The 26,678-nt window shown below is 33.2% G+C and carries 26 protein-coding genes; 1 reads left to right on the top strand and 25 read right to left on the bottom strand.

From position 1 onward, the window contains the following. The first annotated feature begins 103 nt into the window (after positions 1 to 103). Positions 104 to 349: a DUF378 domain-containing protein gene (locus ACFHWD_RS07185; protein ID WP_378061205.1), complete on the top strand. Its 246-nt coding sequence runs from the start codon at positions 104 to 106 to the stop codon at positions 347 to 349. 142 nt (positions 350 to 491) lie between these two features. Here the strand turns inward: ACFHWD_RS07185 and ACFHWD_RS07190 are convergent, their stop codons facing one another. From ACFHWD_RS07190 to rimP, 25 genes are all read right to left on the bottom strand, one after another. Continuing rightward, positions 492 to 755 (bottom strand): HPr family phosphocarrier protein, encoded by a 264-nt coding sequence (locus ACFHWD_RS07190; protein WP_150359086.1) that lies wholly within the window; start codon positions 753 to 755, stop codon positions 492 to 494. Between the two features lie 123 nt (positions 756 to 878). After that, positions 879 to 2,072 carry a pyridoxal phosphate-dependent aminotransferase gene (locus ACFHWD_RS07195; RefSeq protein ID WP_150356422.1) on the bottom strand — a complete coding sequence of 398 codons (1,194 nt, stop codon included), beginning with the start codon at positions 2,070 to 2,072 and terminating at the stop codon, positions 879 to 881. Positions 2,073 to 2,128: 56 nt separating this feature from the next. Further along, positions 2,129 to 2,485 (bottom strand): SMR family transporter, encoded by a 357-nt coding sequence (locus tag ACFHWD_RS07200; protein WP_150356423.1) that lies wholly within the window; start codon positions 2,483 to 2,485, stop codon positions 2,129 to 2,131. Beyond that, a complete protein-coding gene (locus ACFHWD_RS07205) occupies positions 2,482 to 3,768 on the bottom strand; it encodes a hypothetical protein (RefSeq protein WP_378061266.1) in 1,287 nt (428 codons plus the stop codon). The genes ACFHWD_RS07200 and ACFHWD_RS07205 overlap by 4 nt, the downstream gene beginning before the upstream one ends. Before the next feature lie 23 nt (positions 3,769 to 3,791). Then, complete coding sequence (locus ACFHWD_RS07210) at positions 3,792 to 4,652, bottom strand: decaprenyl-phosphate phosphoribosyltransferase (RefSeq protein WP_150356424.1); 861 nt, start codon at positions 4,650 to 4,652, stop codon at positions 3,792 to 3,794. Between the two features lie 164 nt (positions 4,653 to 4,816). Further along, the gene (locus tag ACFHWD_RS07215; protein ID WP_150356425.1) at positions 4,817 to 5,077 is read right to left on the bottom strand and encodes a stage V sporulation protein S; all 261 of its coding nucleotides are present in this window, start codon (positions 5,075 to 5,077) and stop codon (positions 4,817 to 4,819) included. Between the two features lie 154 nt (positions 5,078 to 5,231). Further along, positions 5,232 to 6,776 carry a ribonuclease Y gene (rny, locus tag ACFHWD_RS07220; RefSeq protein WP_179977242.1) on the bottom strand — a complete coding sequence of 515 codons (1,545 nt, stop codon included), beginning with the start codon at positions 6,774 to 6,776 and terminating at the stop codon, positions 5,232 to 5,234. A 269-nt stretch (positions 6,777 to 7,045) separates the two neighbouring features. Beyond that, positions 7,046 to 8,086, bottom strand: coding sequence for a recombinase RecA (gene recA / locus ACFHWD_RS07225; RefSeq protein ID WP_378061268.1), 1,041 nt, complete (start codon positions 8,084 to 8,086; stop codon positions 7,046 to 7,048). A 230-nt stretch (positions 8,087 to 8,316) separates the two neighbouring features. Continuing rightward, positions 8,317 to 8,904, bottom strand: coding sequence for a CDP-diacylglycerol--glycerol-3-phosphate 3-phosphatidyltransferase (gene pgsA, locus ACFHWD_RS07230; protein ID WP_150356428.1), 588 nt, complete (start codon positions 8,902 to 8,904; stop codon positions 8,317 to 8,319). Then, positions 8,888 to 10,228, bottom strand: coding sequence for a 30S ribosomal protein S12 methylthiotransferase RimO (gene rimO / locus ACFHWD_RS07235; RefSeq protein WP_378061209.1), 1,341 nt, complete (start codon positions 10,226 to 10,228; stop codon positions 8,888 to 8,890). Before rimO ends, pgsA begins: the two co-directional genes overlap by 17 nt. Positions 10,229 to 10,451: 223 nt before the next feature. Continuing rightward, positions 10,452 to 12,713 carry a DNA translocase FtsK gene (locus tag ACFHWD_RS07240; protein ID WP_150356430.1) on the bottom strand — a complete coding sequence of 754 codons (2,262 nt, stop codon included), beginning with the start codon at positions 12,711 to 12,713 and terminating at the stop codon, positions 10,452 to 10,454. A 181-nt stretch (positions 12,714 to 12,894) separates the two neighbouring features. Continuing rightward, on the bottom strand, positions 12,895 to 13,575 hold the full coding sequence (locus ACFHWD_RS07245) for a ClpP family protease (RefSeq protein WP_150356431.1): 681 nt from the start codon (positions 13,573 to 13,575) through the stop codon (positions 12,895 to 12,897). Between the two features lie 58 nt (positions 13,576 to 13,633). Continuing rightward, a complete protein-coding gene (dapG, locus tag ACFHWD_RS07250; RefSeq protein ID WP_150356432.1) occupies positions 13,634 to 14,839 on the bottom strand; it encodes an aspartate kinase in 1,206 nt (401 codons plus the stop codon). Between the two features lie 80 nt (positions 14,840 to 14,919). Continuing rightward, complete coding sequence (locus tag ACFHWD_RS07255) at positions 14,920 to 15,192, bottom strand: YlmC/YmxH family sporulation protein (protein WP_150356433.1); 273 nt, start codon at positions 15,190 to 15,192, stop codon at positions 14,920 to 14,922. A 124-nt stretch (positions 15,193 to 15,316) separates the two neighbouring features. After that, on the bottom strand, positions 15,317 to 16,615 hold the full coding sequence (locus ACFHWD_RS07260; protein WP_150356434.1) for a pitrilysin family protein: 1,299 nt from the start codon (positions 16,613 to 16,615) through the stop codon (positions 15,317 to 15,319). Positions 16,616 to 16,725: 110 nt separating this feature from the next. Further along, positions 16,726 to 18,855 (bottom strand): polyribonucleotide nucleotidyltransferase, encoded by a 2,130-nt coding sequence (locus ACFHWD_RS07265; protein WP_378061213.1) that lies wholly within the window; start codon positions 18,853 to 18,855, stop codon positions 16,726 to 16,728. Between the two features lie 72 nt (positions 18,856 to 18,927). Further along, positions 18,928 to 19,191, bottom strand: coding sequence for a 30S ribosomal protein S15 (rpsO, locus tag ACFHWD_RS07270; RefSeq protein WP_150356436.1), 264 nt, complete (start codon positions 19,189 to 19,191; stop codon positions 18,928 to 18,930). Between the two features lie 128 nt (positions 19,192 to 19,319). Then, the gene (locus tag ACFHWD_RS07275) at positions 19,320 to 20,243 is read right to left on the bottom strand and encodes a bifunctional riboflavin kinase/FAD synthetase (protein ID WP_150356437.1); all 924 of its coding nucleotides are present in this window, start codon (positions 20,241 to 20,243) and stop codon (positions 19,320 to 19,322) included. A 2-nt stretch (positions 20,244 to 20,245) separates the two neighbouring features. Further along, positions 20,246 to 21,124: a tRNA pseudouridine(55) synthase TruB gene (truB, locus tag ACFHWD_RS07280; protein WP_150356438.1), complete on the bottom strand. Its 879-nt coding sequence runs from the start codon at positions 21,122 to 21,124 to the stop codon at positions 20,246 to 20,248. Continuing rightward, positions 21,124 to 22,086 (bottom strand): bifunctional oligoribonuclease/PAP phosphatase NrnA, encoded by a 963-nt coding sequence (locus tag ACFHWD_RS07285; RefSeq protein WP_150356439.1) that lies wholly within the window; start codon positions 22,084 to 22,086, stop codon positions 21,124 to 21,126. Before ACFHWD_RS07285 ends, truB begins: the two co-directional genes overlap by 1 nt. Continuing rightward, entirely contained in the window at positions 22,073 to 22,438 is a 366-nt protein-coding gene (rbfA, locus tag ACFHWD_RS07290) for a 30S ribosome-binding factor RbfA (protein WP_378061217.1), read from the bottom strand. Before rbfA ends, ACFHWD_RS07285 begins: the two co-directional genes overlap by 14 nt. A 17-nt stretch (positions 22,439 to 22,455) precedes the next feature. After that, entirely contained in the window at positions 22,456 to 24,537 is a 2,082-nt protein-coding gene (infB, locus tag ACFHWD_RS07295; RefSeq protein ID WP_378061219.1) for a translation initiation factor IF-2, read from the bottom strand. Positions 24,538 to 24,657: 120 nt separating this feature from the next. Beyond that, positions 24,658 to 24,927, bottom strand: a complete 270-nt coding sequence (gene rnpM, locus ACFHWD_RS07300; protein WP_150356442.1) for an RNase P modulator RnpM — start codon at positions 24,925 to 24,927, stop codon at positions 24,658 to 24,660. A 33-nt stretch (positions 24,928 to 24,960) separates the two neighbouring features. After that, the gene (nusA, locus tag ACFHWD_RS07305) at positions 24,961 to 26,064 is read right to left on the bottom strand and encodes a transcription termination factor NusA (protein ID WP_150356443.1); all 1,104 of its coding nucleotides are present in this window, start codon (positions 26,062 to 26,064) and stop codon (positions 24,961 to 24,963) included. An 18-nt stretch (positions 26,065 to 26,082) separates the two neighbouring features. Then, positions 26,083 to 26,547, bottom strand: coding sequence for a ribosome maturation factor RimP (gene rimP / locus ACFHWD_RS07310; RefSeq protein WP_150356444.1), 465 nt, complete (start codon positions 26,545 to 26,547; stop codon positions 26,083 to 26,085). Positions 26,548 to 26,678: the final 131 nt, after the last annotated feature.

Below are 26,678 nucleotides of genomic sequence, written 5' to 3' on the forward strand. Positions count from 1 at the left end.
TAAAAGTGTACAAACTGTTCTATTTTACAAAGTTACTAATATACTTTAATTAGAAAAAGTATATTGTATGGAGGTGAATTTTTATTGAGGTTCGAATCTAAGAATGACTTATACAGCCTCAGTAAATGAAAGTATGTATAAATTCAGTATAATAGACAAAATTTCTTTAATATTGACAATCATAGGTGCAATAATTTGGGGACTTATAGGTTTATTTAATTTTAACATAATTCAAATTATATTTGGTGAACCTTCCAATCTAATCGGAAGGATAATAGACATACTCATAGGTGTAGCAGGTATTGACATGATTATATTGCTTTTTAAAACTAAAAACAGCTGCAAATAAAATGAGAAGACCTTTCATTGGTCTTCTATTTTATTCACAGTTATTCTTTTATCAAGCATTGGTTTTTGTAAAAGGTTGAGGTGGAAAAACATTACCCATAATAGGACTCCACTTTAACCAAAAATCACTCAATTAAAATTGACTATAATGTTTCCAATGAATTTATTAATTTGATAATTTCTTCTATGGCCAATGACTCGTCATCACCAGATGCAGTTATTTTAACAGTTGAATTCTTGGTTACACCTAATGAAAGTACTCCAATTAAACTTTTTATATTCGCCTTTTTTCCATCAAATTCTATGGATAAATCAGATTTAAATGAAGAAGCTTTCTTAACCAGTAGTGTTGCAGGTCTTGCATGTAATCCTGTAGGGCTTTTAACTATAACTTCTTTAGAAACCATTTAATTCACCTCTATCTCAGTTTATTGTTGTTATAACAGATCTCAAATTCTTCTTAATTATTATACCATTTTTTATTAATATTTGAATAATAATTTTTACATTTCAGTATAAATAATCTAATATTATTTTAACTTTAGCACAAACTGTTCTATCCTATCCAGTCCTTTTTTTATATTTTCCATGGAAGTAGCATAAGACAATCTTACATATCCATCTATTCCAAATCCTAGTCCAGGCACTACCGCAACTTTTTCTTTTTCAAGCAGCAAATTTGAAAATTCAAGTGAATTCTCTATTTTTTGTCCATTAATAGTTTTTCCGAAAGTTTTTGATATATTCAGCATCACATAAAAAGCTCCTTCTGGTTTTAAACAAGAAAGTCCTTCAATCGCATCTATTTTTTTTATCATATATTCTCTTCTTTTTTTAAATTCACCTACCATGTTCTCAATCTGAGTACTTTCTCCATGTAAAGCTGCCAATGCAGCATACTGAGCTATGGAATTGGGATTTCCTGTAGTATGACTTTGAATGTTGGACATTAATTTGACTATATTTTTATCTGCAGCACAATACCCTATTCTCCATCCTGTCATGGAATATGTTTTAGAAACCCCATTTACGACAATTGTTCTTTCATAAGCATCCTGAGATATACTTGCTATACTAACATGACAGTTGTTTCCATAAATGAGTTTTTCATATATTTCATCTGACAAAATAAATATATCCTTCTCTTTGGCAAAATCAGCTATTTCTTTTAGTTCCTTCTCTGAATAAATGCTTCCTGTTGGATTATTAGGACTGTTGATTATGATCATTTTAGTTTTTTCAGTATAAGCCCTTTCTAAATCTTTTACAGTATACTTAAAATTATTCTCTTCCTTTGTATTAACAAATACCGGTACTCCATCCGAAAGCCTAACCAATTCAGGATAACTTACCCAATAGGGAACAGCTATAATAACCTCGTCTCCTGGATTTAATATGGCCTGGAATGTATTGCAGAGACATTGCTTTGCCCCTGTAGATATTATAATTTGATCTGTACTGTAGCTTAGATCATTGTCCACTTTAAATTTTTTTAAAATGGCTTCCTTAAGCTCTAAAATTCCAGAAGCAGGAGTATATTTTGTATAACCTTTTTTCATAGCAGCTACAGCAGCTTTTTGAATATTCTCTGGAGTATTAAAATCTGGTTCTCCAGCACCAAATCCTATTACATCTATTCCCTGAGACTTCATTTGCTTAGCTTTTGCAGTTATTTCCAGAGTTATAGACGATTGAATTTTTTCAGCTTTTTTTGACAATATCATTTTTATTCCTCCCTTTATTCAATTCACAATACAAAATTCACAGTTAATAAAAATTTTCAGCTTCTTGAAACCAATATCACTCCTACTATTATAAAACCCACTCCCAATATTCTCATAAGAGTTATATTTTCCTTGAATATAAAATAGGAAAATAGCATGATTATTATATATCCTAAACTCACCATAGGATATGCATAACTCAATTCTACCTTACTCAAAATTTTTATCCATAGGAGAAAACTCAGTCCATAGGATACAATTCCACACATTACAGGAATATTCTTCAATATGGATAAAATACTTGGTAATAAATATTTTAATGTAAAATCCAGCTGCAAATTTACAGCACCATATTTCACAAGTACCTGACCCATAGCTCCTAAAAATACCGATATCAATATCAATGAAGTCATAATCTTATCCCCTTAAATTTAAATGCCAAATATTTCAATGCAAAATAAAAATAACAAACAAACACAAATGTTTCAGGAAAAGCATATCTTCCCTGACCCTCTGTTACAAAATAAACTGAAGTAAACATAAAAAACAATATCAGCATATATAATTTGAACTCATCCAGTAAGTGACTTTCACCCTTGAAGATATTGAATAGTACTTTTAAAAAGTATATTAAAATATATATTATGGCAGGTAAAAAAACTAACAATCTTATAAAAATACTACTTGAAAATATCAAGCTATTGAGATTATGGCTTATTCCACTACCATAAGTACTGTACAATATATCATCTCCGAAAAAGTATGTGTTAAATAACCTCTTAAAGCCCAATTTGATAAATTCTACAGGATGTGATTTTATCCATTTTTTCGCGGCATTACTTAACATTTTATTCTGCTGAGTTCTATTGGCATTTTTATATTGGCTGGTTTTTGCAATGGAATTCTCCACTTTATTTACATCCATCCATCTTCCATTACCATTCTGGGAATTATTGTTTATATATAAGACTATACCACCATTATTAGATACATATGTAAGCTGCCCCATTAATTTTGTGTTTCTGTATATCCAAGGTGAAATGACAACCCCACACACGATAAGCACAACAAGAGAATTTCTAAGGGATAACAGAAACTTTTTATGTTTTATAAAATCAACTAAAAACACAGCAAAGAAAAATACAATAAAAAAAGGTTTTATCATCGTGTTTAATCCTGTAAGTATACCTATGAGAAGATATTTGTATTTTGCATCTCCAAAGTAAAGACAGGTTATAGCCAAAAGTAAGCTTGTAAACATCAATTCCGTACCTAAAATACTATTATATACTATATTGCTGGGAAAGAGTACAAACACAAAAAATATTATTTTTCTGTCAATTTCCCTTAATTTTACTTTAAATAAAATATATTTTAAACACATATAATTTACAAAAGTAAAAAACAAATTAAATACTTTTGCTATAAAAACACTGGCCCCAAATAATTTAAATACTCCCGCCAGCACTATGGGGTATCCCACTGAAGTATAAGTATCTCCCCACTGCCCACCTCCAGCTATACTCACTGCTAAATTATAGTAATAACTAAAATCTGAAAACGGAACTGATTTTACAAATAATATCCACAACACAGATAAGAACATTCCAAATCCCATGACTATATTGTAATATTTGCTGTTATTTTTGTCGTTTTTTATATAATCTCCACTATTCCAAAAATTCTTAATCTCCATACTCAATTGATTTCCCTTCTGCTTTACAATTTAAGATATATTATAATTATAACAATTACTATCCATAATAGTATATTTATTAAAAAAGGAATATCCCTCTCAAAGACATCTTCCGGCTTCCCTCCTATATTTTTCCTATCCATTAAATACTCATACCTAAATATACCATATAGTACAAAAGGTATGGTAAACATCATAGTCCTACTTTGTGTAGAAGAAAAAGTATAAAGGCAGTAAGCCATTAGTACAGACGGATTCACTATAGTAAGCATTTTATCAATATTTTTTACAGAATATTTTTCCAATATCTTTCTGGAAGAACTGCTCTTATCTTTTAAAGTTATAATTTCACTCTTTCTCTTATTAAGTCCTAAGAACAAGGATAAAAGCACTGTACACAGAATTAACCAGGGTGATACTTCGACTCCTGTGGCCAAACTTCCACTTGCAACCCTCAAAACAAATCCAAAAGCAATAGTCATAACATCTATTATAACTAAATTTTTAAGTACAAAAGAATACAATATATTTACTATTATATATGTTAAATACACTGACAAAATTTTTACATTTAAAAAAGTACAGGAAAAATATACTATTGAAATAAACAATATAACATCTAAAATAACCGCTGCGCTTTTAGATATACGTCCGCTTGGAAGAGGTCTTTTTCTCTTATCAGGATGGCATCTGTCTTTTTCCACATCTACAATATCGTTCAATATATAGATTATAGAAGATGTGATACAAAATAGTACAAAAGTTATTACATTGACCTTTAATAGATCCAATCTTAAAAAATTTCCCGAAAAAATAACTGCTGCAAATACAAAAAAATTCTTAATCCACTGCTTAGGCCTCATCAATTCGAGTGCTGCCATCATAATTTTTCCCCCAAACTATATACATACTACAAAATTACTATATACCTTTTTACATTTTAACACAGTATTTCATATAGTCAACACAGCTTCTTAAACTATGTATGCAATTCATATATAAATAAGGACTTGAGATAGCTCCACAAGTCCCACATAAAATTTATTTTTTATCTTGGCTGCACAATAAGCTTAATTGCAGTTCTCTCTTCACCATCTATTTCAATGTCCGTAAATGCTGGAATACATATTAAATCGATTCCACTAGGTGCTACAAATCCTCTGGCAATAGCTATGGCTTTAATGGATTGATTCAACGCTCCTGCACCTATAGCCTGTATTTCAGCGGCTCCTCTCTCTCTTAGAACCCCTGCTAATGCTCCTGCAACTGAATTGGGACTTGATTTTGCTGAAACCTTTAATACTTCCATAATAAACCTCCTATATATTATAATAATATCTTTATTTATTATTGTTATTAAATATACTATTCTACAAAAGATCAAAAATTCCTTTTAGGTTTTGTAAAGGTTACAAAACCTAAAAGGAATACTTTCTTTCTATACTATTATAAAATTTTATTTATTATTTTGCATATTCAATTGCACGAGTCTCTCTAATAACATTTACCTTAATCTGACCAGGATATTCTAGTTCCTCTTCTATCTTTTTAACTACATTCCTTGCCATTTCAAAGGCCCCTGCATCATCAATATCTTCTGGTTTAACCATAATTCTAAGTTCTCTTCCCGCTTGAATGGCATATGACTTTTCTACGCCTTCACATGTATTTGCTATTTCCTCTAATTTTTCCAAACGCTTAATATAAGCTTCTAATGTTTCTCTTCTAGCTCCAGGTCTTGCTGCAGATATTGCATCTGCTGCTTGAACAAGCACCGCTTCTAAAGATTGAAATTCTACATCCCCATGGTGAGCTGCAATGGCGTTTACAATTATTGGTGATTCTCTATACTTTTTAGCAACCTCTGCGCCTATAACAGCATGAGGTCCTTCAACTTCATGATCCACAGCTTTCCCTATATCATGAAGTAATCCAGCTCTTTTAGCTATGGCAGGATCTATGCCAATTTCTGAGGCCATAAGGCCCGCTAAATATGCAACTTCAATAGAGTGCTTTAGGACATTCTGGCCATAACTAGTCCTGTATTTTAACCTACCTAATAATTTTATTAATTCCACATGAAGACCATGCACACCTGTTTCAAAAGTGGCCTGCTCTCCCTCTTCCTTAATATCACTTTCCAGTTCTTTTTCGGCCTTTTCAACCATTTCTTCAATTCTTGCTGGGTGTATCCTTCCATCAATTATAAGCTTTTCCAGTGCTATTCTTGCAACTTCTCTTCTTATAGGATCAAATCCTGACAATATTACTGCTTCAGGTGTATCATCTATGATCAAATCCACACCTGTCAAAGTTTCAAGAGCTCTTATGTTCCTACCCTCTCGCCCTATTATCCTTCCTTTCATTTCATCATTGGGCAGAGCTACAACATGTACTGTTGTCTCAGCTACATGATCCGCAGCGCATCTTTGAATAGCGCAAGTTATAATTTCTCTAGCTTTCTTATCAGCTTCCTCTTTAGCTTTGGTTTCCATTTCCTTAATCATCATAGCAGATTCATGTTTTATTTCTTTTCTTACTTTCTCTAATAAAATATTCCTAGCCTCTTCTGAACTCAAACCTGACAATCTTTCAAGTTCATCTCTTTGTTTTTGATATAATTCATCCACCTTTATCTGTAACTTATCAACTTCCTGCTGTTTTTTATCCAGATTAATTTCTTTTTTTTCAAAAGCATCACTTTTTTTATCAAGCAATTCTTCTCTCTGTATTAATCTTCTCTCCAGCCTTTGTACTTCATTTCTCCTATCTCTAGATTCCTTTTCAACATCATTCTTTAATCTATGAATTTCTTCTTTAGCTTCTAGTATAGCTTCTTTTTTCTTGGATTCGGCTTCTCGCATAGCCTCTTCCTTCAATCTATTAGACTCCTCTTGAGCCTGTGCTTTTATAGCCTTTGCCTTATTTTTAATAATACTAAATTCAACTAGTAAGACAGCAACTATTATTATACCAGCAATAATCTCATATATTATTACGGAATTCACATGAACACCTCCTTTGCTCCTATTATAAAATCTATATCTCATTTAAATATGTAAGCATAGAAAAGGTGTCATATTATTCAATTGGCAATTCCTAAATATACGATAAACCAGAATTTGTCTTAATTTTATATTATATTTTAATTATTGTCAAGTTATATACATCTTATTCCATATATTAAATATTCCTTAAATTCGGATGGAGTTTGCCTATTTGAATCGATGATAAATATAAAATCGCAGGATAATTATCTCGCGATTTTATATTTGCATCATATATCCATATGTTTTTGCTCATTTTTTTTCGTACTTGGCTTATTATCTTTTTCGTTTTTATTACCTGTCGAAGGCTTTTTTAACTCAGGTAAACTGTACTTTTTTCTTATTTTACTTTCTATCTCAAATAAAATATCCTGATTTTCTTTTAAAAATTGCTTTGCATTTTCTCTTCCTTGTCCAAGCCTCGTTTCCTTATAGGAGAACCAGGAACCACTTTTCTGTATTAGTTCCTCTCTTACACCTACATCAAGCACATTTCCCTCTCTTGAAATACCATGATTGTACATTATATCAAATTCAGCTTGTTTAAAAGGAGGAGCTACCTTGTTCTTTGTTATTTTTACCCTCGTTCTATTACCTACTATTGTATCTCCCTGCTTTATGGCATCTATTCTTCTTACATCCATTCTAACAGAAGCATAAAATTTTAGTGCCCTTCCACCTGGAGTAACTTCAGGGTTTCCAAACATAATTCCCACTTTTTCTCTCAGCTGATTTATAAATATGGTTACACATCTTGATTTATTTATAGAAGACGTGAGTTTTCTGAGAGCCTGGGACATAAGCCTTGCTTGAAGTCCTACATGGGAATCTCCCATTTCACCTTCTATTTCAGCTTTGGGAACTAAAGCTGCCACCGAATCCACTACTAGAACGTCTATTGCATTTGATCTTACCAGTGCCTCTGCAATCTCAAGAGCCTGCTCTCCGCTGTCTGGCTGGGATACAATCAAATTCTCTATATCTACGCCTAAATTCTTTGCATAAGCAGGATCCAACGCATGTTCTGCATCTATAAAAGCCGCTGCACCACCTGATTTTTGAGCTTCAGCAATTATATGAAGGGCTACCGTAGTCTTGCCCGAAGACTCAGGTCCAAATATTTCTATTACCCTCCCCCTGGGCACTCCTCCAATACCAAGAGCTATATCCAAATCAAGACATCCTGTGGATATAGCGTCTACATTTAAAACACTATTCTCTCCCAGTTTCATTACAGCGCCCTTTCCAAATTGCTTTTCTATCTGCCCCATGGCAGATTCTATAGCCTGTAACTTTTCATTACTTAAATTTCCCAAAGGATCACTTCCTCTCTTATGCGAACGCATGTTCTAATTAAATTATATACCATACATTTTAACTAGTCAACAGGTTTAAATTAATTATTTTACATCACTATACCAAAACTACAGATTTCCATTATCCACCTAAAATATATATTTTAATTATGTACAACATAATTGCATTTTAATCAACAAATTTATTATTTATCCGGCTTTAGTACTTCCTTATTTTTTACAAAATAATCTATTCCAGAAATTAATGTCATAATTATTGCTATGGCCATGGCAATATCAGTAGCCAAATTTAAAATTCTGTGAGGATGATATAAAAAACTTCTCAGCAGTCCAAAAGATATATGGTTGTAGTCCAAATTTATAAGTGCAAGTATTATAGCCACTATTTGCGTTACAGTTTTAGCCTTACCCCATGGGCTTGCAGCTATTACAATTCCCTCTGCCGCTGCGACAGCTCTAAGTCCAGTTACTGCAAATTCCCTTGCTATTATAATCATTGCCACCCAGGTTGGTATTATATGATATTCCACCAGAGATATAAGAGCTGCCGTAACTAAAAGTTTATCTGCCAAAGGATCCATGAATTTTCCAAATCTAGTAACTTGATTTCTGCTTCTAGCTATATATCCATCTAATTTATCCGTTATTGATGCCAATATAAAAATAGCTATTGCAATAATTTTTCCATAAGGCATATCTTTTATAGCCATAAAAATCAAGAAAAATGGAATCAGTAACATTCTAAGTATCGTAAGTTTATTCGCCAAATTCATCACATACAACTCCCACCAAATCATATTGAATACTACGGATTATTTTTACATTAATCATAGTACCTACTTTTAACCCTTTTTCACATTTTATATATATAAGCCCATCTATATCCGGAGCCATTTCATAGTTTCTTCCATACCACAGCTTCCCCTTTTTGCCCTCTACAAGTACTCTATACACATTTCCAATTTTGCTTTTTCCGGAAGCCTTAACAATTTCCTGCTGCAGTATCATCAATTCGCCTTCCCTTGCGGATTTTATTTCCTCCGGAACTTGATCTTTCATTTTAAAAGCTGCAGTTCCCTCTTCTCTTGAATACTTGAAAACCCCCATATTCTCAAACTTCATGGATTTTACAAATTCCTTCAGCTCATTAAAATCCTTCTCAGTCTCTCCTGGAAACCCAACTATTATAGTAGTTCTAATGGAAATATCTTTGATATTTTTTCTAAGCTCACCTATAATTTTTATTATATCCCTTTTTCTTCCTTTTCTTCCCATATGTTTCAATATATTATCACTTATATGCTGAAGAGGTATGTCTATATAATTGCACACCTTGTCATTGGAGGCAATTTCATCTATAAGTTCCCCTGTTATCTCTTCAGGATAGCAGTAAAGAAGTCTAATCCACTCTATTCCACAAATTTTAGATATACTTCTGATGAGTTCAGGAAGCATCTTCCTGCCATATATATCAATTCCATATTTCGTAGTATCCTGTGCAATAACTATTATTTCCTTAACTCCATGAAGGGCTAGATCATTACATTCCTTTATTAAACTCTCCATGCTCCTACTTCTATATTTTCCTCTAATTTTTGGAATTATGCAATAGGTACAGCAATTATTACATCCCTCTGCTATTTTCAAATAAGCTCTGTAAAAAGGTGTAGTAAGTTTCCTCCTGCCTTCATATATATTGAAATCGCTATAATCACAATTATAAATTTTATCATCTGTATTTTCAATACATTTTTTTATACTTTTATTTAATTTATCATAATCATTTACTCCCAACATCACATCTATTTCCGGCAATAATGACATAAGTTCTCTTCCATACCTTTGAGCTAAGCATCCAGTAACTACAAGAATTTTGCAATTAAATTCTACTTTATAATTTGACATTTGAAGTATGGTATCTATGGATTCTTGCTTAGCTGCTTCTATGAAGCCGCAGGTATTTACAATTATTACATCAGCCAGTTTTAAATTTTCAACTAGAATATACTCTTTTTCAATGCTATTCAATATTATTTCAGAATCTACTCTATTTTTATCACAGCCCAAACTTATCAGTCCAATTTTCAATTTACCCACTAAATTTCCTCCTGTTAAATCATTTTAATATTCAATATTAATATAAGTTAAATTAACCTTTATATCAAGTTATTCTTAGGTTCAACGGATATTGTAAATATCAAAGTTCAGAGAATAAATAACACTTAACGAAGATTTTCGGTCAATCCAAAAATCCACCAAAATTGATATTTAAACTTTGTACTTTAATTATGAATTGTGCACTGTGAATTGTAAATTGCATTCAATCTTTCCGGTCAATAAGTATCCGCCTTGGTTTACTTCCGTCTTTTTTTGATATTATCTCCCTTTCTTCCATCTGCTCTATTATCCTAGCTGCCCTGTTGTATCCTATTCTGAGCCTTCTTTGGAGCAGTGAAGTAGAAGCTTGTCCTGCATCTAATACAACTCTAATAGCTTCATCTAAAAGCTCATCGCAGTTATCATCAGCTTTAGTTACATTCGTATCTATCTGCTCTATTATTTTATCTTCATATTGTGGTTCGCCCTGTTTATTTTTTATGTAATCCACAACTTTTTCCACCTCATTTTCAGATATAAATGCCCCCTGTATTCTCATGGGCTTCGCTTCTCCCACAGGATAAAACAGCATATCTCCTTTTCCGAGCAGTTTCTCAGCACCGCTGCTGTCAATTATAGTTCTGGAATCAATTTGACTGGATACTGCAAATGATATCCTAGAAGGGATATTGGCTTTTATCACCCCTGTAATTACATCCACAGAAGGTCTCTGGGTGGCTATAACCAAATGCATACCTGCAGCTCTCGACATTTGAGCAAGACGTCCTATATAATCCTCCACTTCATTTGGGCACACCATCATTAAGTCTGAAAGTTCATCAATTATTATTACTACAAAAGGAAGTTTGCTTTCTATTTTTCCGCTTTCAAATAATTCATTATACCCTTCTATATTTCTAACACTGTTATCCGCAAAAAGTTTATATCTTCTATTCATTTCCTGCACAGCCCAATTTAATGCTCCTGCCGCTTTTTTAGGATCTGTCACTACAGGTATGAGCAAATGTGGTATCCCATTGTATACACTGAGTTCCACCACTTTAGGATCCACCATTAAAAATTTAACGTCATCAGGTGAATATTTATAGAGCAAACTCACTATAAGAGTATTTATACAAACACTTTTACCTGAACCTGTAGCACCTGCTATGAGCATATGTGGCATTTTCGTAAGATCTGATACTATACAATTTCCACCTATATCCTTTCCCAAACAATAAGCTAATTTATTTTTCGAATTCATAAACTCTTGAGATTCCACAACTTCTCTTAAATATACCGGCGTAAGTTCTTTATTTGGGACTTCTATGCCAATTGCAGATTTTCCCGGTATAGGGGCTTCTATTCTCACTCCTGATGCAGCAAGTCCAAGTGCTATATCATCAGATAAATTGACAATTTTACTCACCTTAATTCCAGGGCTTGGTTGAATTTCAAATCTAGTTACAGAAGGTCCTCTGCTAACCTGAAGTACTTTCACATCTACTCCAAAGCTGGCTAGAGTCTCTTCTAATTTATTTGCACTGTTTATCAATTCCCTTTTATCCTGCTTATTCAGCTTGGACTGGATATTTTGTTTCAATAAACTCACTGGAGGAGATTTATATATGGTACTTAATTTTTTCTCACTTTCTGTCATTTTCTTTTCCAGTTCCTCATTTATAGAATTTGATTTCCCTCCGGCAAACCCATTTTTATCACCGTTAAAATCATCCAATTTTTCATTATACAAAGGCTTGCTCATATAATCCTCTTCTTTTGGATCTGAAGATTTCATAAAATCCAGTATCTTTATCCTATTGTTTAAATTTTTAATAAAACCAGCCTTTTCATCTCCTTCAGTATCGTGCCCATCATTTTTTAATTCTCTATTTTCCATCTTATTGTCTTCTTTAATTTTAATGTCCTCACTGTCTTTTTTTCTTGTAAATATCACTTTTAATTTATTCAATATATCATAAACAGTAATTTTACTTATAATCATAAATGAAATTATATAAAGAGCTGCAAATATGATATAGCATCCCGTATTTCCAAACAGCTTATATAATGGTACATCTATCAAAAAGCTTATTATTCCTCCATGAAATATGGTGTCTGAGTCATATAGTTTTTTTACTCCTGAAAATAAATCATATTCAGAGTAATACTTTGACATTACAAGCATCTGCATAAATAAAAGGGTATTTATAATAAAAAGAAGAATTCCATAAAATTTTTTGCTGAAATTTATTTTATTCTTTTTTATAATAAGACAGCATCCTATAAATATTATGAGTATAGGGAATATATAGCATCCTAATCCAAACACAGCTATCAAAAGTCTTTTTATAAATCTTCCAGCTATTCCAGAGGAAGATGGTGAAAATACACTTATTATCATAAGCACTCCCAGTGTAGCAAGTAATATACCTTTTACATCCCTGTTAAAGATATGCTCCTGCTTTCTTCTACTTCTAGACATATGTTACCACCTCCTTCAAGTGCAAAGAAATATTTAATAAGTCCTAAAGTGAAAAGTTCCCTAATAAATATTCTACATCACTTTCTCTTTTCCTCTAATAATTTTGCAGCATAATCTCATCATCAGATAAATATAAATTACCATAGGATTTATCCTATGGTGACTTTTAATAGGTCTTTAATTATTTGATCATGTCATTTAATTTTTTAAGAGCCTCACTTATTCCCCCCACTTCATCAATCAAACCCTGCTGCACCGCCTGCTTACCAATCAGTATAGTTCCCGTATCGTTTAGCAATTCATCTGTTTGAAGCATAAGTTCAATCAATTTTTTTTCAGTTATATTAGATGTTCTAACAATAAATTCATTTATCCTATCCTGCATTTTGCTAAAGTACTCAAAAGTCTTTGGAACTCCAATCACCATTCCAGTCATTCTTATGGGATGCACAATCATGGTAGCCGTAGGAGATATAAATGAATAATCAGACGCCGTAGCAAGAGGTACGCCAATGGAATGTCCTCCCCCTATAACGAGAGATACTGTAGGTTTACTCAAGCTCCTTATCATCTCCGATATGGCAAGACCAGCCTCTACATCCCCACCTACAGTATTTAAAACCACCAGCAATCCTTTTACACTACTGTCACTTTCAACAGCAATTAAATTTGGTATTACATGTTCATATTTAGTGCTTTTGGTTTCAGAAGGCAGTACCACATGCCCTTCTATCTGGCCTATTATTGGAAGTATTTGGATTGGGCTGTTTCTCTGCTGTGGAATATTTGTAACACCCAGCTCTTTTATGTTTTGAAGCTGGCTGTTATTCTTCTGGGTTTCATTATTTATTTTATCCGACATTTTAATCTCCTCCTTAAACGATTTTATCTTATGCATTTTAGGAGATTCATATACCTTTTTACTTTTCACCCAATAGAAATTCCCTATGAAGGGCATTTATGGCTTTACTTGCTTTACTTCTTTCAACAAGACACCATATGGTAGTATGGGAATCAGCAGTTTGAAGTACTTTTATATTCTCTCTAGACAGTACTTTCAATATCTTTGCAATAACTCCTGGCACCCCTCTCATGCCGCTTCCAATGAGGGCTATTTTAGTACATTCTTTTATAGCATTATAATTGAGACCGAGATTTTTCATCACTATCTTAAAATTATCCATATCCTCATTACCTATAGTAAACACTTCTTCATAGGGAAACACATTTATCAAATCTATACTTATAAGATTATTTGCCAGCTCATCTAATAATGTATAATAATTTTCAGAATCTTTGTTTTCACTATATTTCACCGTAATCTGAACTCTGTCATCCATGGATGTTATACCGTTTACGACTTTACCAGATGCCCCCGCCGCAGAATTGCTTATGACGGTGCCTTTTCCATCATTCAATGTGTTCTTTATAACTAAAGGTACATTTCCATTCATGGCTATTTTTACGGCTCTTGGGTGTATGACCTTGGCTCCTTGATCTGCCATTTGGAACACCTCATTATAGCTTATCTTTTCAATCAATGAGGCATCAGATACTATTCTAGGATCTGCCGTCATTATTCCATCTACATCTGTATATATTTCTACGGATTCTGCATTTAAAGCAGTACCCAAAAGTGCTGCTGTAACATCACTTCCGCCTCTTCCCAATGTAGTTACATATCCATTTTCAGATACTCCTTGAAATCCAGCAACTATCGGAATTTTTCCACTTTCCAATATACTGGTCAGTTTGCCTTTTTCCACCCTTAAAACAGCAGCATCATTATAATTATCATCAGTAATTATTCCTGCCTGTCCTCCTGTTAGGGGAACAACATCCATTTTTAATTTTGAGAGCTCATCAGCAACAACTACAGTACTTATTATCTCCCCACAACTCATAAGCAAATCAATACTTAACGGACTGCTATTTCTAAAATCTCTGCTGACCAGAGATAGAAGCGTATCTGTAGCATAGGGTTGACCTTTTCTACCCATAGCTGAAACAACTACAACTGGTGAAAATCCCTTATTCTTGGCCTTAATTATTTTATTTACTACTCTATTTCTTCTTTCATGAGTAGAAACAGAAGTCCCTCCAAATTTTTGAATTAGTATTCTCATTTTAGTCCTCCATAATTTTTGACAATTTATAATTTACAATGCACAATTGACAGTTGACAATTTAAAAATCTTCAACTGTACTATCGCACTTTTTTGAGATTTTTTTCCTCCACATCTATAATAATTGTCTTAGCTCCTATTTTCTTGACATATTCCCAGGGAACCTCTATGAACTCACTTTTACCAAAAATACCAAATTTAGTTTTATTATCACTTAAAATCAATATCTTTAGGTTCCCCTCAGAATCAACTATTATGTCATTGTTCCCCAGATAATTGTATTTATTGCCATCATTCACATTAATAATTTCATATCTTTCCATTTCACTATAATATTTTATATTTTGATCCATAGTATCCTCCCACTTATATTATATAAAATATATCATTACTACATACTATGAACAATGTACATAACTTATTCTACAAGCTTCATAATCATATAAAATCCCAAATTCATACTCATTCTAATAAATTTTATAAAAAGCTGCTCTTTGATCCCTGAAAAGGTTTTATATCTTTATCCAATAAATTTTTTACAATTTCCATATCTATATTATCACCTACGAATGCGGAATTCACTATTCCATTACAAAAAGTGTTCTTCATCACTCTGTTTAGAATATCTTCATCTATGTTGTTTATCTTTTCTATTATATCTTCAGGAGTATTTAACTTATTGGTAAATAATAGAGATTTACCGTTATTAAACATCCTGCTGCTTATGCTTTCCATACCCAATATATAGTTTCCTTTTAACTGTTCTTTTGATTTTTTCAATTTACCAGGTTTAATGCCATTTTTTGAAAATAGCTCTAACTCTTCTTTTATTCTGCATATCACATCATAAACATACTTCGCATTTAATCCAGTATACACAATAACTACACCATTATTATTAAAAGAAGTCAAATAAGAATATACAGAATAACAAAGACCTTTTTCCTCACGTATCTTCTGAAACAATATAGAAGAAGCTCCACCTCCATATATATTATTCAATAATAAAAGTGGATATATATCATCACTGCCTCCTTTAACTCCCTGTATCCCTAAGCTCAAATGAAGCTGTTCTATATTCTTTCTCTTCAAAAGATGGTTATTTAAAAGTTTTGGGAAAGAATAATTGGTGATAACCTTGTCTTTTCCACACCAGTTTTTAAAATATTTTTCTATCAATTTCTCTACATTTTTTAAATTTACCTTGCCGGCTATAGATATTACGGAATTTTCAGGTATATAACGAGAATTTATATATTCCAGCAGCTGTTTTCTATTAAAGGATTTCACAGTATCAGCATTTCCCAGTATGGGAAGAGATATAGAATCATTTCCCCACATGGCTTTATTGTGAAGATCCGACAATACATCTTCTGGTAAATCTTCACTCATATTTATCTCTTCAACTATAACGCCCTTTTCCTTTTCGATATCTTCAGGTAAAAATTTACTGTTAAACAACATATCCGCTAAAACATCTATAGCCAAATCCAAATGAGTATCCAATACTTTTACATAAAAACATGTAGCTTCCTTCCCCGTAAAAGCATTTATCTGTCCACCAACATCTTCTATTGATTCAGCTATTTCAAGTGCAGTTCTATTAGCTGTGCCTTTAAACAGCATATGTTCAATAAAATGAGAAATACCATTATTGTATTTTTCTTCATTTCTAGATCCACTTTTTATCCAGAGGCCCACACTTACAGAATTTACATAATCTATATTTTCTACGACTACTCTTAATCCATTATCTAACTTAAATAAATTATACATTAAAAGTTTCACCTCTTTCACTAGACAGTTTTAATTTATTATCAAAATTATTCCCACAAGGTGTAAAAAAATCACATTAAAAAATAAAAAGGCACCTAAGCCCTTCTATTTTACTGTTTTACCTTTGAATCTTTTCCCTTTAGATCTTTTTTCTCAGAATCTTTTATGGCATCTTTTCTGGAAAGATTTATTCTACCTTGATTATCTATATCAGTTACTTTGACCAATATCTTATCTCCTACAGATACTACGTCTTCTACCTTATTCACTCTGGTAAAATCCAATTTTGAGATATGAACCAGTCCTTCTTTACCTGGAAGTACTTCAACAAATGCTCCAAAATTAGTTGTTTTGGTAACCTTACCCAGATATATCTCTCCCACCACTACTTCTTTAGTAAGATCGTCAATTATTTTCAATGCCTTCTTTGCACTTGCAGTGTCATCTGACATAACAAATATTTTTCCATCTTCTTTTATATCTATTTTAACTCCAGTCTCTGCTATTATCTTGTTTATAACCTTTCCTCCGGAGCCTATTACATCCCTGATCTTTTCAGGATCTATGGACATGGTAAATGTCTTTGGAGCATATTTTGACAATTCTGCCCTTGGTGCAGGAATACATTCATGGATTTTTTCAAGTATAAATAACCTTGCTGTTCTTGCCCTATTGAGGGTTTCTTTTATACAGTTATTGGATAGCCCATGAATTTTTGTATCAAATTGAATGGCTGTAATGCCTTTTTCTGTTCCTCCAACTTTAAAGTCCATATCTCCGAAGAAATCCTCTAATCCCTGTATATCAGTCAATATTTCCTCCTGAGACATATCTTCGCTGGTTACAAGTCCCATAGCTATTCCCGCCGCCGGTCTTTTTATTGGGACACCTGCGTCCAAAAGAGCTAAAGTACTTCCACATATGCTGGCTTGAGAAGTAGAGCCGTTTGAACTCAACACCTCAGACACCAATCTTATGGTATAGGGAAATTCCTCTTCACTTGGTATAAGTGGTTCCAATGCTTTTTCAGCCAGAGCTCCATGACCTATTTCCCTTCTTCCTGGTCCTCTAAGAGGCTTTGTCTCACCTGTGCTGTAGGATGGAAAATTGTAGTGGTGAATATATCTCTTGGACTCTTCAGAACCCACTCCATCAAGTATCTGCACATCTCCCAGGGATCCCAACGTAGCTACAGTCATCACTTGAGTTAATCCTCTTGTAAAAAGTCCAGTACCATGAGTTCTGGGAAGAATTCCCACTTCACAGCTTATAGGTCTTATTTCGTCAAATGCCCTTCCATCTACTCTTTTATGTTCTTTTAAAAGCATATTTCTAACTACTTCTTTTTTCATTCTGTAGACTATATCAGAAATATCAGCTTCACTATCCGGGTATTCTTCAGAAAATTGCCCATTTAATTTATCGTCTATATCTTTAAGCGCTTCATTTCTATTATCTCTGTCCTCTATATGCATGGCATCTTTTATCATATCAGAGGCAAACTCTCTAACTTTTTCCTCCAGGGCTTCATCCGCCTTGTACAATACAGGTTCAATTTTTTCTTTTCCATACTTCTTTATGATTTCTTCTTGAAATGCCACTATCTTTTTGCATTCTTCAAATCCACATATTATACCGTTGTACATTACATCCTCCGGTATTTCATCTCCTCCAGCTTCTACCATCATAACCCTGTCCTTAGTAGCACAAACTGTAAGATTTAAACTACTTTTTTCCCTTTGTTTTAAATCGGGATTAATTATGAATTTGCCATCTACCAGCCCTACGGACACTGCTCCCACCGGAGTAGTAAAAGGAATACTTGACATACATAGAGCTAATGAAGCTCCATTTATGGCCAATATGTCAGGTGCATTGTCCTGATCAACTGACAGTACAGTACATACTACCTGAACATCATTTCTATATCCCTTTGGAAACAGCGGCCTAAGTGGCCTATCTATCGCTCTAGCATGAAGTATGGCCTTTTCCGTTGGTTTACCCTCCCTTTTTATAAAACCTCCGGGAATCTTACCAACAGAGTACAGCCTCTCCTCATATTCTATGCTCAAAGGAAAAAAATCTACTCCTTCTCTAGGTTCATCTGACGAATTTGCATTGATTAAAACCACTGTATCTCCATAACTTATAAACATAGCGCAGTCAGAAAGTTTACCTACTTTTCCATAGTCAACCTTTAAAACTCTTCCTGCCACAGTAGTTTGAATTATATCACTCATTAAAAATATACCTCCTACCAATGAATTACAATTCTATTAAAAGAATAGAGCGGCACAAGCCCGCTCCAAAAATTATTTTCTTAAATTTAACTCCTTAATAATAGCACGATATCTCTCAATATCCTGTCTAATTAAGTAATTAAGAAGACCTCTTCTCTTACCAACCATCATTAGAAGACCCCTTCTGGAATGATGATCTTTCTTATGGATTTTTAAATGTTCATTTAAATGATTAATTCTTTCAGTAAGCAGGGCTATCTGCACTTCAGGGGATCCTGTATCTCCCTCATGTCTTGCGTATTTTTTCATTATCGCATCTTTAACTGCCTTCTCCATTTTGTTACACCTCCAATTGTTAATCCCCTTTATTCCAAGAACAACGTTGGCAAGTCGAAATTCTTAGCATAAGGATCACGTCTGTAATTATAGCAAATAAACCTAGTATTGTAAATTAATTTTTAAAATTAATTTCCGGTTTTTTTACTCACATACACTTTATCTTTCTTTAATTGATCGGCTAATTCAGCTAAACTGTTGAATTTTACCTCATCTCTAATTCTCTCAATAAAATATATCTTTATGTTTCTATCATATATATCCCCGCTGAAGTCCAGTATATTGGTTTCAACGCTGAGTTTATTGTCATAGGTGGTGGGATTATATCCTACGTTAGTTATACCTTTAAATATTTTTCCATCTAATCCCACCATAGTATAATATACTCCGCCCTTTGGTATCACAAATTTTTTGTCATAATCCAGATTTACTGTGGGAAATCCCAGTTTTCTTCCTAACTGCTTTCCATGCATTACCTTTCCCTGTATCATAAAAGGCCTTGTCAAAAGTTTGTTTACCTTTTTCATATCCCCTTCATCAGTTACAATGGCTCTTATGATTGAACTGCTAACTATTTGTCCTTTATATTTTACAGAATCAATAACGCTTAAATGAAATTTATAAACTCTGCTCAACTTCTTTAATAAATTTACATCTCCTAAATTCTTGTATCCAAATCTATAGTTGAACCCAACCACAAATCCTTTGGCCCTATAGTTATTTAAAAGATGAATCACAAAGTCCTCAGGACCTATTTTCATAAGTTCTTCATTGAAGTTTACCATATTTATTATATCCAAACCCATATTTCTCAATACATCTATTTTAGATTGGTTATCCATCAAAATTTTAGGTGCCAAGTCAGGATTTATAGTCATAAGAGGATGATTTTTAAATGTAAATACCATACTCTTTGCCCTATTATTTCTAGCGAGTCTGATGGTCTTATTTATAAGACTCATATGTCCTAGATGAAGTCCGTCAAAGCTTCCCAATGCTATATATGTATTCTCTTTAAAATGTTCTTTAAAATTATCTTCTATAACTTTCATAATCAATTACCTCGAATAAATAACTTAACCATTTTAAATTCAAAAGTTTTATGCATGCCTAAACCCACAAACTCATTTTTACTTGTATACACTCTATACAGTCTATCCTTTGATATTTTATCTAAAAATATCTTATCCCTTATTGGAATTCCATTTAAAACATTTTTTACATACTTATCTTCAACTGTGAGTACAGGGTATTGTGACAGTGCGGTATCTACAGGAATAATGTATTGTAATATGTTTTTATCATTTAAGCTTTCTAAAGTAATTGAATTTAAAATGTCAAAGTTTCCAGTGGATATTCTCTTCAAGTCCCACATAACAGCTCCACAATTCAATCTATTTCCAATATCATTACAAAGACTTCTTATATAGGTTCCTTTAGAACACCTTACCTTAAATACTACATAGGGCAGCTTTATATCCACAATTTCTATAGAATATATCAGTATTTTCCTCTTTTTTCTTTCCACTTCTATGCCGCGTCTTGCCAGATCATAAAGTCTTTTTCCCTTCACCTTTATAGCAGAATACATAGGTGGAAGCTGGTCTATTTGCCCCTCAAAACTCAAAATCACATTCTCTATATTCCTTTTACTTAAGTTAAAATCTAAGGTATTTATTACAGTACCCTCTCTGTCGTAAGTATCCGTTCTAATTCCAAGTTTCATCTGAGTTAAATATACTTTTTCATCTTTCATTATATAATCCACAAACTTGGTAGCCCTGCCTATACATACTGGCAATACTCCCGAAGCGATTGGATCAAGTGTACCAGCATGACCTACCTTCTTATTATGTGACAAAATCTTAATTTTCCTGACCACATCAAAGGATGTAATACCTGCAGGCTTATTTATATTCAAAACACCATCCATCATATAAACTCTTTTTCAACTTCTTCCAATATCATGTCTTCCACCTCATCCATAGACTTACCCTCAATTTTAAGGCCGCTTGCCCTTAAATGTCCTCCGCCGCCAAATACTTCTGCTATTTTCCTAACATCCACTTTTGATTTTGATCTAAGGCTTGCTTTTATCCCGTCCTCTACCTGCTTTAACAAAATTCCCACTTCTACAGTATCTATCTTCATACCTATACTTATAATATCAGAAGTATCAATTTCTGAATTCATGTCAACTTCCGAAAGCATATCCCGTGTAATTTTCATAATACAAATCCTGTCTTCTACAAGTTTCATACCTTCAATAGCTTTCCCATAGAGTTTTATTCTCTGAAACTTTTTATTTTCAAACACAATTCTGTGAATTTCACTAAAGTCTATACCCGTATTTATTAAATCTCCTGCTATGGCATGGGTTACCGACGTGGTCGAACTATATCTAAAAGAGCCACTATCTGTAATTATAGATGTATAAAGACACTGTGCTATATCCTTATCTATATCTATATCCATAAGTTTAAGCATTTGATATACTATTTCCGCCACAGCGGCAGCATTTGTATCCACATAGTTTAAATTCCCATAGAGTTCATTTGTTACATGATGATCTACATTTATTATTTTGTATGCCCTGTTTTGAAAATCCAACTCCGCATCTATTCTCTTTACATCTCCGCAATCCAGCACTATAACACATTGAACATCTGAACCCACTTTAAAATTTTTACCATCTATCTCTTCACTGCAAGGTAAGAATTTAAAATCTTCCAATATTTTCTCTCTCGAAAGAATTTTAACTTCCTTGCCCATCTTTTTTAATCCTTGAAACAATGCCAGCGAGCTTCCAAGAGCATCTCCGTCAGGAGAAGAATGAAAAGTAATTGCAATGTTGTTACAGTTCCTTATTCTATTGATTATATCATTCATTATCATGTCTTTCATTCTCCTTTATTTTATGGAGGATATCATCTATATGCATTCCATATTCTATAGTATTGTCAAGTTCTATAATTATCTCTGGCGTGTTTCTCAGTTTTATCCTATGCCCAATTTCCCTTCTTATAAATCCCTCTGAATTTTTAAGTGCTTCAAAAGTGTTTTCTTTCGATTTATTTTTCCCATATATGCTTACATAAACTTTAGCATATTTCTGATCTTTTGTAACATCGACTTTCGTAACACTCACCATAGCAGTTATCCTTGGATCTTTTATATCATTTCTGATTATATTGCTTATTTCCTTTTTCATCTCTTCATTTATTCTTCCACTTCTATAGTTAGTCACAAAATATCACCTCGCATCTATAACTGTTTTTTCTTGACTTCTTCCATAGCATAAGCTTCTACTATATCTCCTTCTTTTATGTCATTAAATTTGTCAATTGAAAGACCGCATTCATACCCTTCGGCAACTTCCTTTACATCATCCTTAAATCTCTTTAAAGAGGCAAGTTCTGATTCAAATATAACTATACCATCCCTTATTATCCTTACCTTAGAGTTTCTCACTACTTTTCCCTGAACTACATAACAGCCTGCAATAGTTCCCACATTGGATATCTTATAAGTCTGCCTAATCTCTGCCTTCCCAAGTATTACTTCTTTATAGTCAGGTTCCAGCATTCCTACCATAGCAGCTTTTATATCTTCTATGGCATCGTATATTACTCTATAAGTTTTTATATCCACGGATTCTTTTTCAGCGGCATTCTGTGCATTTATATCAGGTCTCACATTAAATCCTATTATTATGGCATTTGAAGCTGCAGCTAGGGTCACATCTGTTTCCGTTATAGCTCCAACTGCCCCATGTATTACTCTGACTTTTACCTCTTCATTGGAAAGTTTTTGGAGAGATTGTTTTAGTGCCTCTATAGAACCTTGTACATCCGCTTTTACTATTACATTAAGCTCTTTTACTTTTCCCTCTTTTATCTGGCTATATAAATTCTCCAGTGAAACCTTATGAGTGGATTGAAGATATTCTTCCCTCACCTTTTGTTTTCTCTTTCCTGCTATATCCCTCGCAGTTTTTTCATCTTTGACCTGATGAAATCTGTCTCCTGCTGCTGGTACTTCAGATAATCCAAATATCTCCACTGGAATGGAAGGTCCTGCTGATTTGATTTTCTTTCCCTTATCATCAAACATGGCCCTTATTCTCCCGTAGGTATTGCCTACTATTACAGAATCTCCTATATGAAGTGTTCCATTTTGAACTAACAAAGTGGCAACAGCTCCTCTTCCCTTATCTAACTTCGCCTCTATGACAGTTCCTTTTGCATTTCTGTGAGGATTTGCTTTTAGTTCCAGCATTTCTGCTGTTAAAAGTACCATCTCAAGTAATGTATCAATTCCCTCTTTAGTATGGGCAGATACTGGTATGCATATTGTATTTCCTCCCCAATCCTCAGGTATCAAATCATAATCTGTCAGACCTTGCTTTACTTTATCGACATTAGCTCCTGGCCTATCTATTTTATTTATAGCCACAACTATAGGTACATCTGCAGCCTTGCAATGATTTATTGCCTCTGCAGTTTGTGGCATTATTCCATCATCTGCCGCTACAACCAAAATAACTATATCTGTAATTTGAGCCCCTCTGGCTCTCATTGCAGTAAAAGCTTCGTGTCCTGGAGTATCAAGGAAAGTTATTTTTTCACCATTTATATTAACAGTATAGGCACCTATATGCTGTGTTATTCCTCCCGCTTCAGTAGCAGTTACATGTGATTTTCTTATGGCATCCAAAAGAGATGTCTTGCCGTGATCCACATGGCCCATAACAGTTATAATAGGAGGTCTTTTTTCTAGATTGGTATCCTCATCCTCTTCATCTTCCTGCTCTACTGCTTCTTTATCTATATCCTTTTCCTCTCTAAGTACAGTTATATTAAATTTTTCACCTAATTTTTTTGCTGTATTAAAATCTATTTCCTCATTTATAGCTGCCATTACCCCCATAAATATAAGCTGTTTGATGACTTCTGTAGAAGGCTTACCTATTTTTTCAGAAAACTCTTTCACAGTTATAGTATCTTCTATCTTTATACTTTCCTGTAAGTCCTCATTTTTTAAACCTTTTTCTTTTTGCCTGTCATCTTTTTTATTAACCTCTTTAGCATTTCCATTTTTATTTCCGCGTTTATGGGATTTCTTATTCGTCAAATCATTCTTTTTGTCCTTTTCTTTTTCTTCTCCTTCCTCTCCTTCCTCCTTATTTTCTTCCATAAATTCCTTAATTAAATCTGCATCTTCTTCTTCTATAGCACTCATATGGTTTTTTACTTTTACCCCAAATTCTTCTAGCAATAATTCAATTAATTTTTTACTGGATATATTTAATTCTTTAGCCAATTCATAAATTCTTATTTTTGACAAATCCTTCACCTCCGAAACTAAAGTCTCTCATTTTTCCACAAGTTTAACAAAGTTTTCTCCCCTTATTATATCTCTCTACAATCTCTCCTGCACACTTTACCCATACCCCAATCAAGAAATTTACCTGCTATTTTCTATCTGTTCCCTCAAACTATTATATAAAGTTTCATCTATCTGCACTTCAAGGTTTTTTTGAAGCCTATTGTTTTTAAAGGCTTTTTCAAGACATTGAATATCTTTACATATATAAGCTCCTCTACCATTTTTCTTTCCAGTAGGATCTACGGAAACTTCACCTTCTTTGTTCTTTACTATTCTTATCAATTCCTTTTTAGGTTTCATCTCCATACAGCCTGTGCACATTCTCTTAGGAATTTTTCTTTGTTTCATATACATATCACCTCTATTTTAAAGTTCAAACATTCAGGAATCAATTTCCCCATTCTCAGGTTCCACAGTAAACTTATCTTCTTCATCTTTCGGTTCTACCTGAGATTTACTTTTTATATCTATTTTCCATCCCGTAAGTTTCGCTGCCAGTCTTACATTTTGCCCTTCCTTACCTATGGCTAAAGACAATTGATTGTCATCTACTACAACCTGTGCAAATTTCATATCTTCATCCAAAGTCACATCCAAAACCTTAGCTGGACTAAGTGCATTGGCTATATATTCTTCTGGAAGTTTACTCCACTTTATTATATCTATCTTTTCATTCTTTAACTCATTTACTATATTCTGAACTCTTACTCCCTTGGGTCCAACACAAGCTCCCATAGGATCTACATTCTCATCACTGGAATGTACAGCAATTTTTGTTCTAGAACCTGCTTCTCTTGCAATAGACTTTATATCAACAGTCCCATCAAATATCTCAGGTACCTCAAGTTCAAACAGTCTTTTTATAAGTCCCGGATGAGTTCTTGATATCACAATCTGAGCACCTTTTGTAGTGTTTTTAACCTCTACAATATACAATTTAAGTTTATCATTAAAATTATACTTTTCACCAGGTATCTGCTCATTGGGGCCAAGAACTGCTTCTGTCTTCCCCAAATCAATAAGAACGTTGTTCTTATCTTTCCTTATAACAGTCCCCGTTATCATATCCTCTTCCTTTTCTGCAAAATCACTGTATATAATTCTTCTCTCTTCCTCTTTTATTCGCTGGATAACCACCTGTTTTGCTGCCTGTGCAGCTACCCTCCCGAATTTTCTCGGAGTAACTTCTATATTAACTGTATCACCTATATTATAGTTTGGATCCAATTGTTTTGCATCCTCTAAACTCATTTCACTAATCTCATCCTTCAATTCTTCCACTACATTTTTTTGGGAATACACATGAATTTCTCCATTTTCCCTATTCATAGTAACCTTAACATTCTGATTGTTTACTCCATGCCCCATATAATTTTTCTTATAGGCAGCAACTAATGCATCCTCTATGGTGGCAAACAATAGCTCTTCACTTATTCCCTTTTCTCTTACTATTTCTCTTAAGGCTTCTATAAACTCTTTATTCATTTTAAAATATACCTCCCCTTAAACATCACCTTTTAAATTTACAGTCGAAATTTTTTCTCTAGGAATAACTGTATTTCCATCCCCACAATCAATTTTCAATTGACTTTGATTAAATTCTAAAAGTTTTCCATCATATTTTTTCTTACCTTTTAAAAGTCCTTGTATATTCACCACCACATCATATCCAATATACCTTTTCAGATGTTCATCTGTATAAAGTATCCTTTCAATGCCTGGTGATGAAACTTCCAGATAATAAGAAACTTTTATGGGATCCTCCCTATCCAGTATATCACTAACTGTCCTACTTACATTTTCACAATCTTCCAATGATATGTTTCCCTGTTTTTTATCTATATATATTCTCAAATAATTATCTTTTCCTTCTCTTTTAAATTCCAAATGATATAGTTCATAACCTAGATCACTGACTACAGGTTTCACAAATTTCATTATTTTTTCCGCTAAGGCATTTTCTCTCACTTAAAATCCTCCTTTTAAAAAATGTTGTTTGTTACTTGTAATTTAAAAACGCAACTTTCGCTGCGTTTTTTACAAATAGAAAGAGCGGGTTCAAACCCACTCTTTTATGTCATAATAGCTTCTGTAGATTT

This window comes from Clostridium sp. MT-14, assembly GCF_042436595.1.
Classification (GTDB): Bacteria; Bacillota; Clostridia; order Clostridiales; family Clostridiaceae; genus Clostridium_B; species Clostridium_B aromativorans.

Excerpts from the sequence above, each read along its gene's own strand:
- ACFHWD_RS07185 (WP_378061205.1), top strand. The coding sequence starts at position 104 with ATGACTTATACAGCCTCAGTAAATGAAAGTATGTATAAATTCAGTATA.
- ACFHWD_RS07190 (WP_150359086.1), bottom strand. The coding sequence starts at position 755 with ATGGTTTCTAAAGAAGTTATAGTTAAAAGCCCTACAGGATTACATGCA.
- ACFHWD_RS07195 (WP_150356422.1), bottom strand. The coding sequence starts at position 2,072 with ATGATATTGTCAAAAAAAGCTGAAAAAATTCAATCGTCTATAACTCTG.
- ACFHWD_RS07200 (WP_150356423.1), bottom strand. The coding sequence starts at position 2,485 with ATGACTTCATTGATATTGATATCGGTATTTTTAGGAGCTATGGGTCAG.
- ACFHWD_RS07205 (WP_378061266.1), bottom strand. The coding sequence starts at position 3,768 with ATGGAGATTAAGAATTTTTGGAATAGTGGAGATTATATAAAAAACGAC.
- ACFHWD_RS07210 (WP_150356424.1), bottom strand. The coding sequence starts at position 4,652 with ATGATGGCAGCACTCGAATTGATGAGGCCTAAGCAGTGGATTAAGAAT.
- ACFHWD_RS07215 (WP_150356425.1), bottom strand. The coding sequence starts at position 5,077 with ATGGAAGTATTAAAGGTTTCAGCAAAATCAAGTCCCAATTCAGTTGCA.
- recA (WP_378061268.1), bottom strand. The coding sequence starts at position 8,086 with ATGGGGCAGATAGAAAAGCAATTTGGAAAGGGCGCTGTAATGAAACTG.
- pgsA (WP_150356428.1), bottom strand. The coding sequence starts at position 8,904 with ATGAATTTGGCGAATAAACTTACGATACTTAGAATGTTACTGATTCCA.
- ACFHWD_RS07240 (WP_150356430.1), bottom strand. The coding sequence starts at position 12,713 with ATGTCTAGAAGTAGAAGAAAGCAGGAGCATATCTTTAACAGGGATGTA.
- ACFHWD_RS07245 (WP_150356431.1), bottom strand. The coding sequence starts at position 13,575 with ATGTCGGATAAAATAAATAATGAAACCCAGAAGAATAACAGCCAGCTT.
- dapG (WP_150356432.1), bottom strand. The coding sequence starts at position 14,839 with ATGAGAATACTAATTCAAAAATTTGGAGGGACTTCTGTTTCTACTCAT.
- ACFHWD_RS07255 (WP_150356433.1), bottom strand. The coding sequence starts at position 15,192 with ATGGATCAAAATATAAAATATTATAGTGAAATGGAAAGATATGAAATT.
- ACFHWD_RS07260 (WP_150356434.1), bottom strand. The coding sequence starts at position 16,615 with ATGTATAATTTATTTAAGTTAGATAATGGATTAAGAGTAGTCGTAGAA.
- ACFHWD_RS07265 (WP_378061213.1), bottom strand. The coding sequence starts at position 18,855 with ATGAGTGATATAATTCAAACTACTGTGGCAGGAAGAGTTTTAAAGGTT.
- rpsO (WP_150356436.1), bottom strand. The coding sequence starts at position 19,191 with ATGGAGAAGGCAGTTAAAGATGCGATAATGAAAAAATACGCAAGACAT.
- ACFHWD_RS07275 (WP_150356437.1), bottom strand. The coding sequence starts at position 20,243 with ATGAAAGTTATAGAAGATAATTTTAAAGAACATTTTAAAGAGAATACA.
- truB (WP_150356438.1), bottom strand. The coding sequence starts at position 21,124 with ATGGATGGTGTTTTGAATATAAATAAGCCTGCAGGTATTACATCCTTT.
- ACFHWD_RS07285 (WP_150356439.1), bottom strand. The coding sequence starts at position 22,086 with ATGATAATGAATGATATAATCAATAGAATAAGGAACTGTAACAACATT.
- rnpM (WP_150356442.1), bottom strand. The coding sequence starts at position 24,927 with ATGAAACAAAGAAAAATTCCTAAGAGAATGTGCACAGGCTGTATGGAG.
- nusA (WP_150356443.1), bottom strand. The coding sequence starts at position 26,064 with ATGAATAAAGAGTTTATAGAAGCCTTAAGAGAAATAGTAAGAGAAAAG.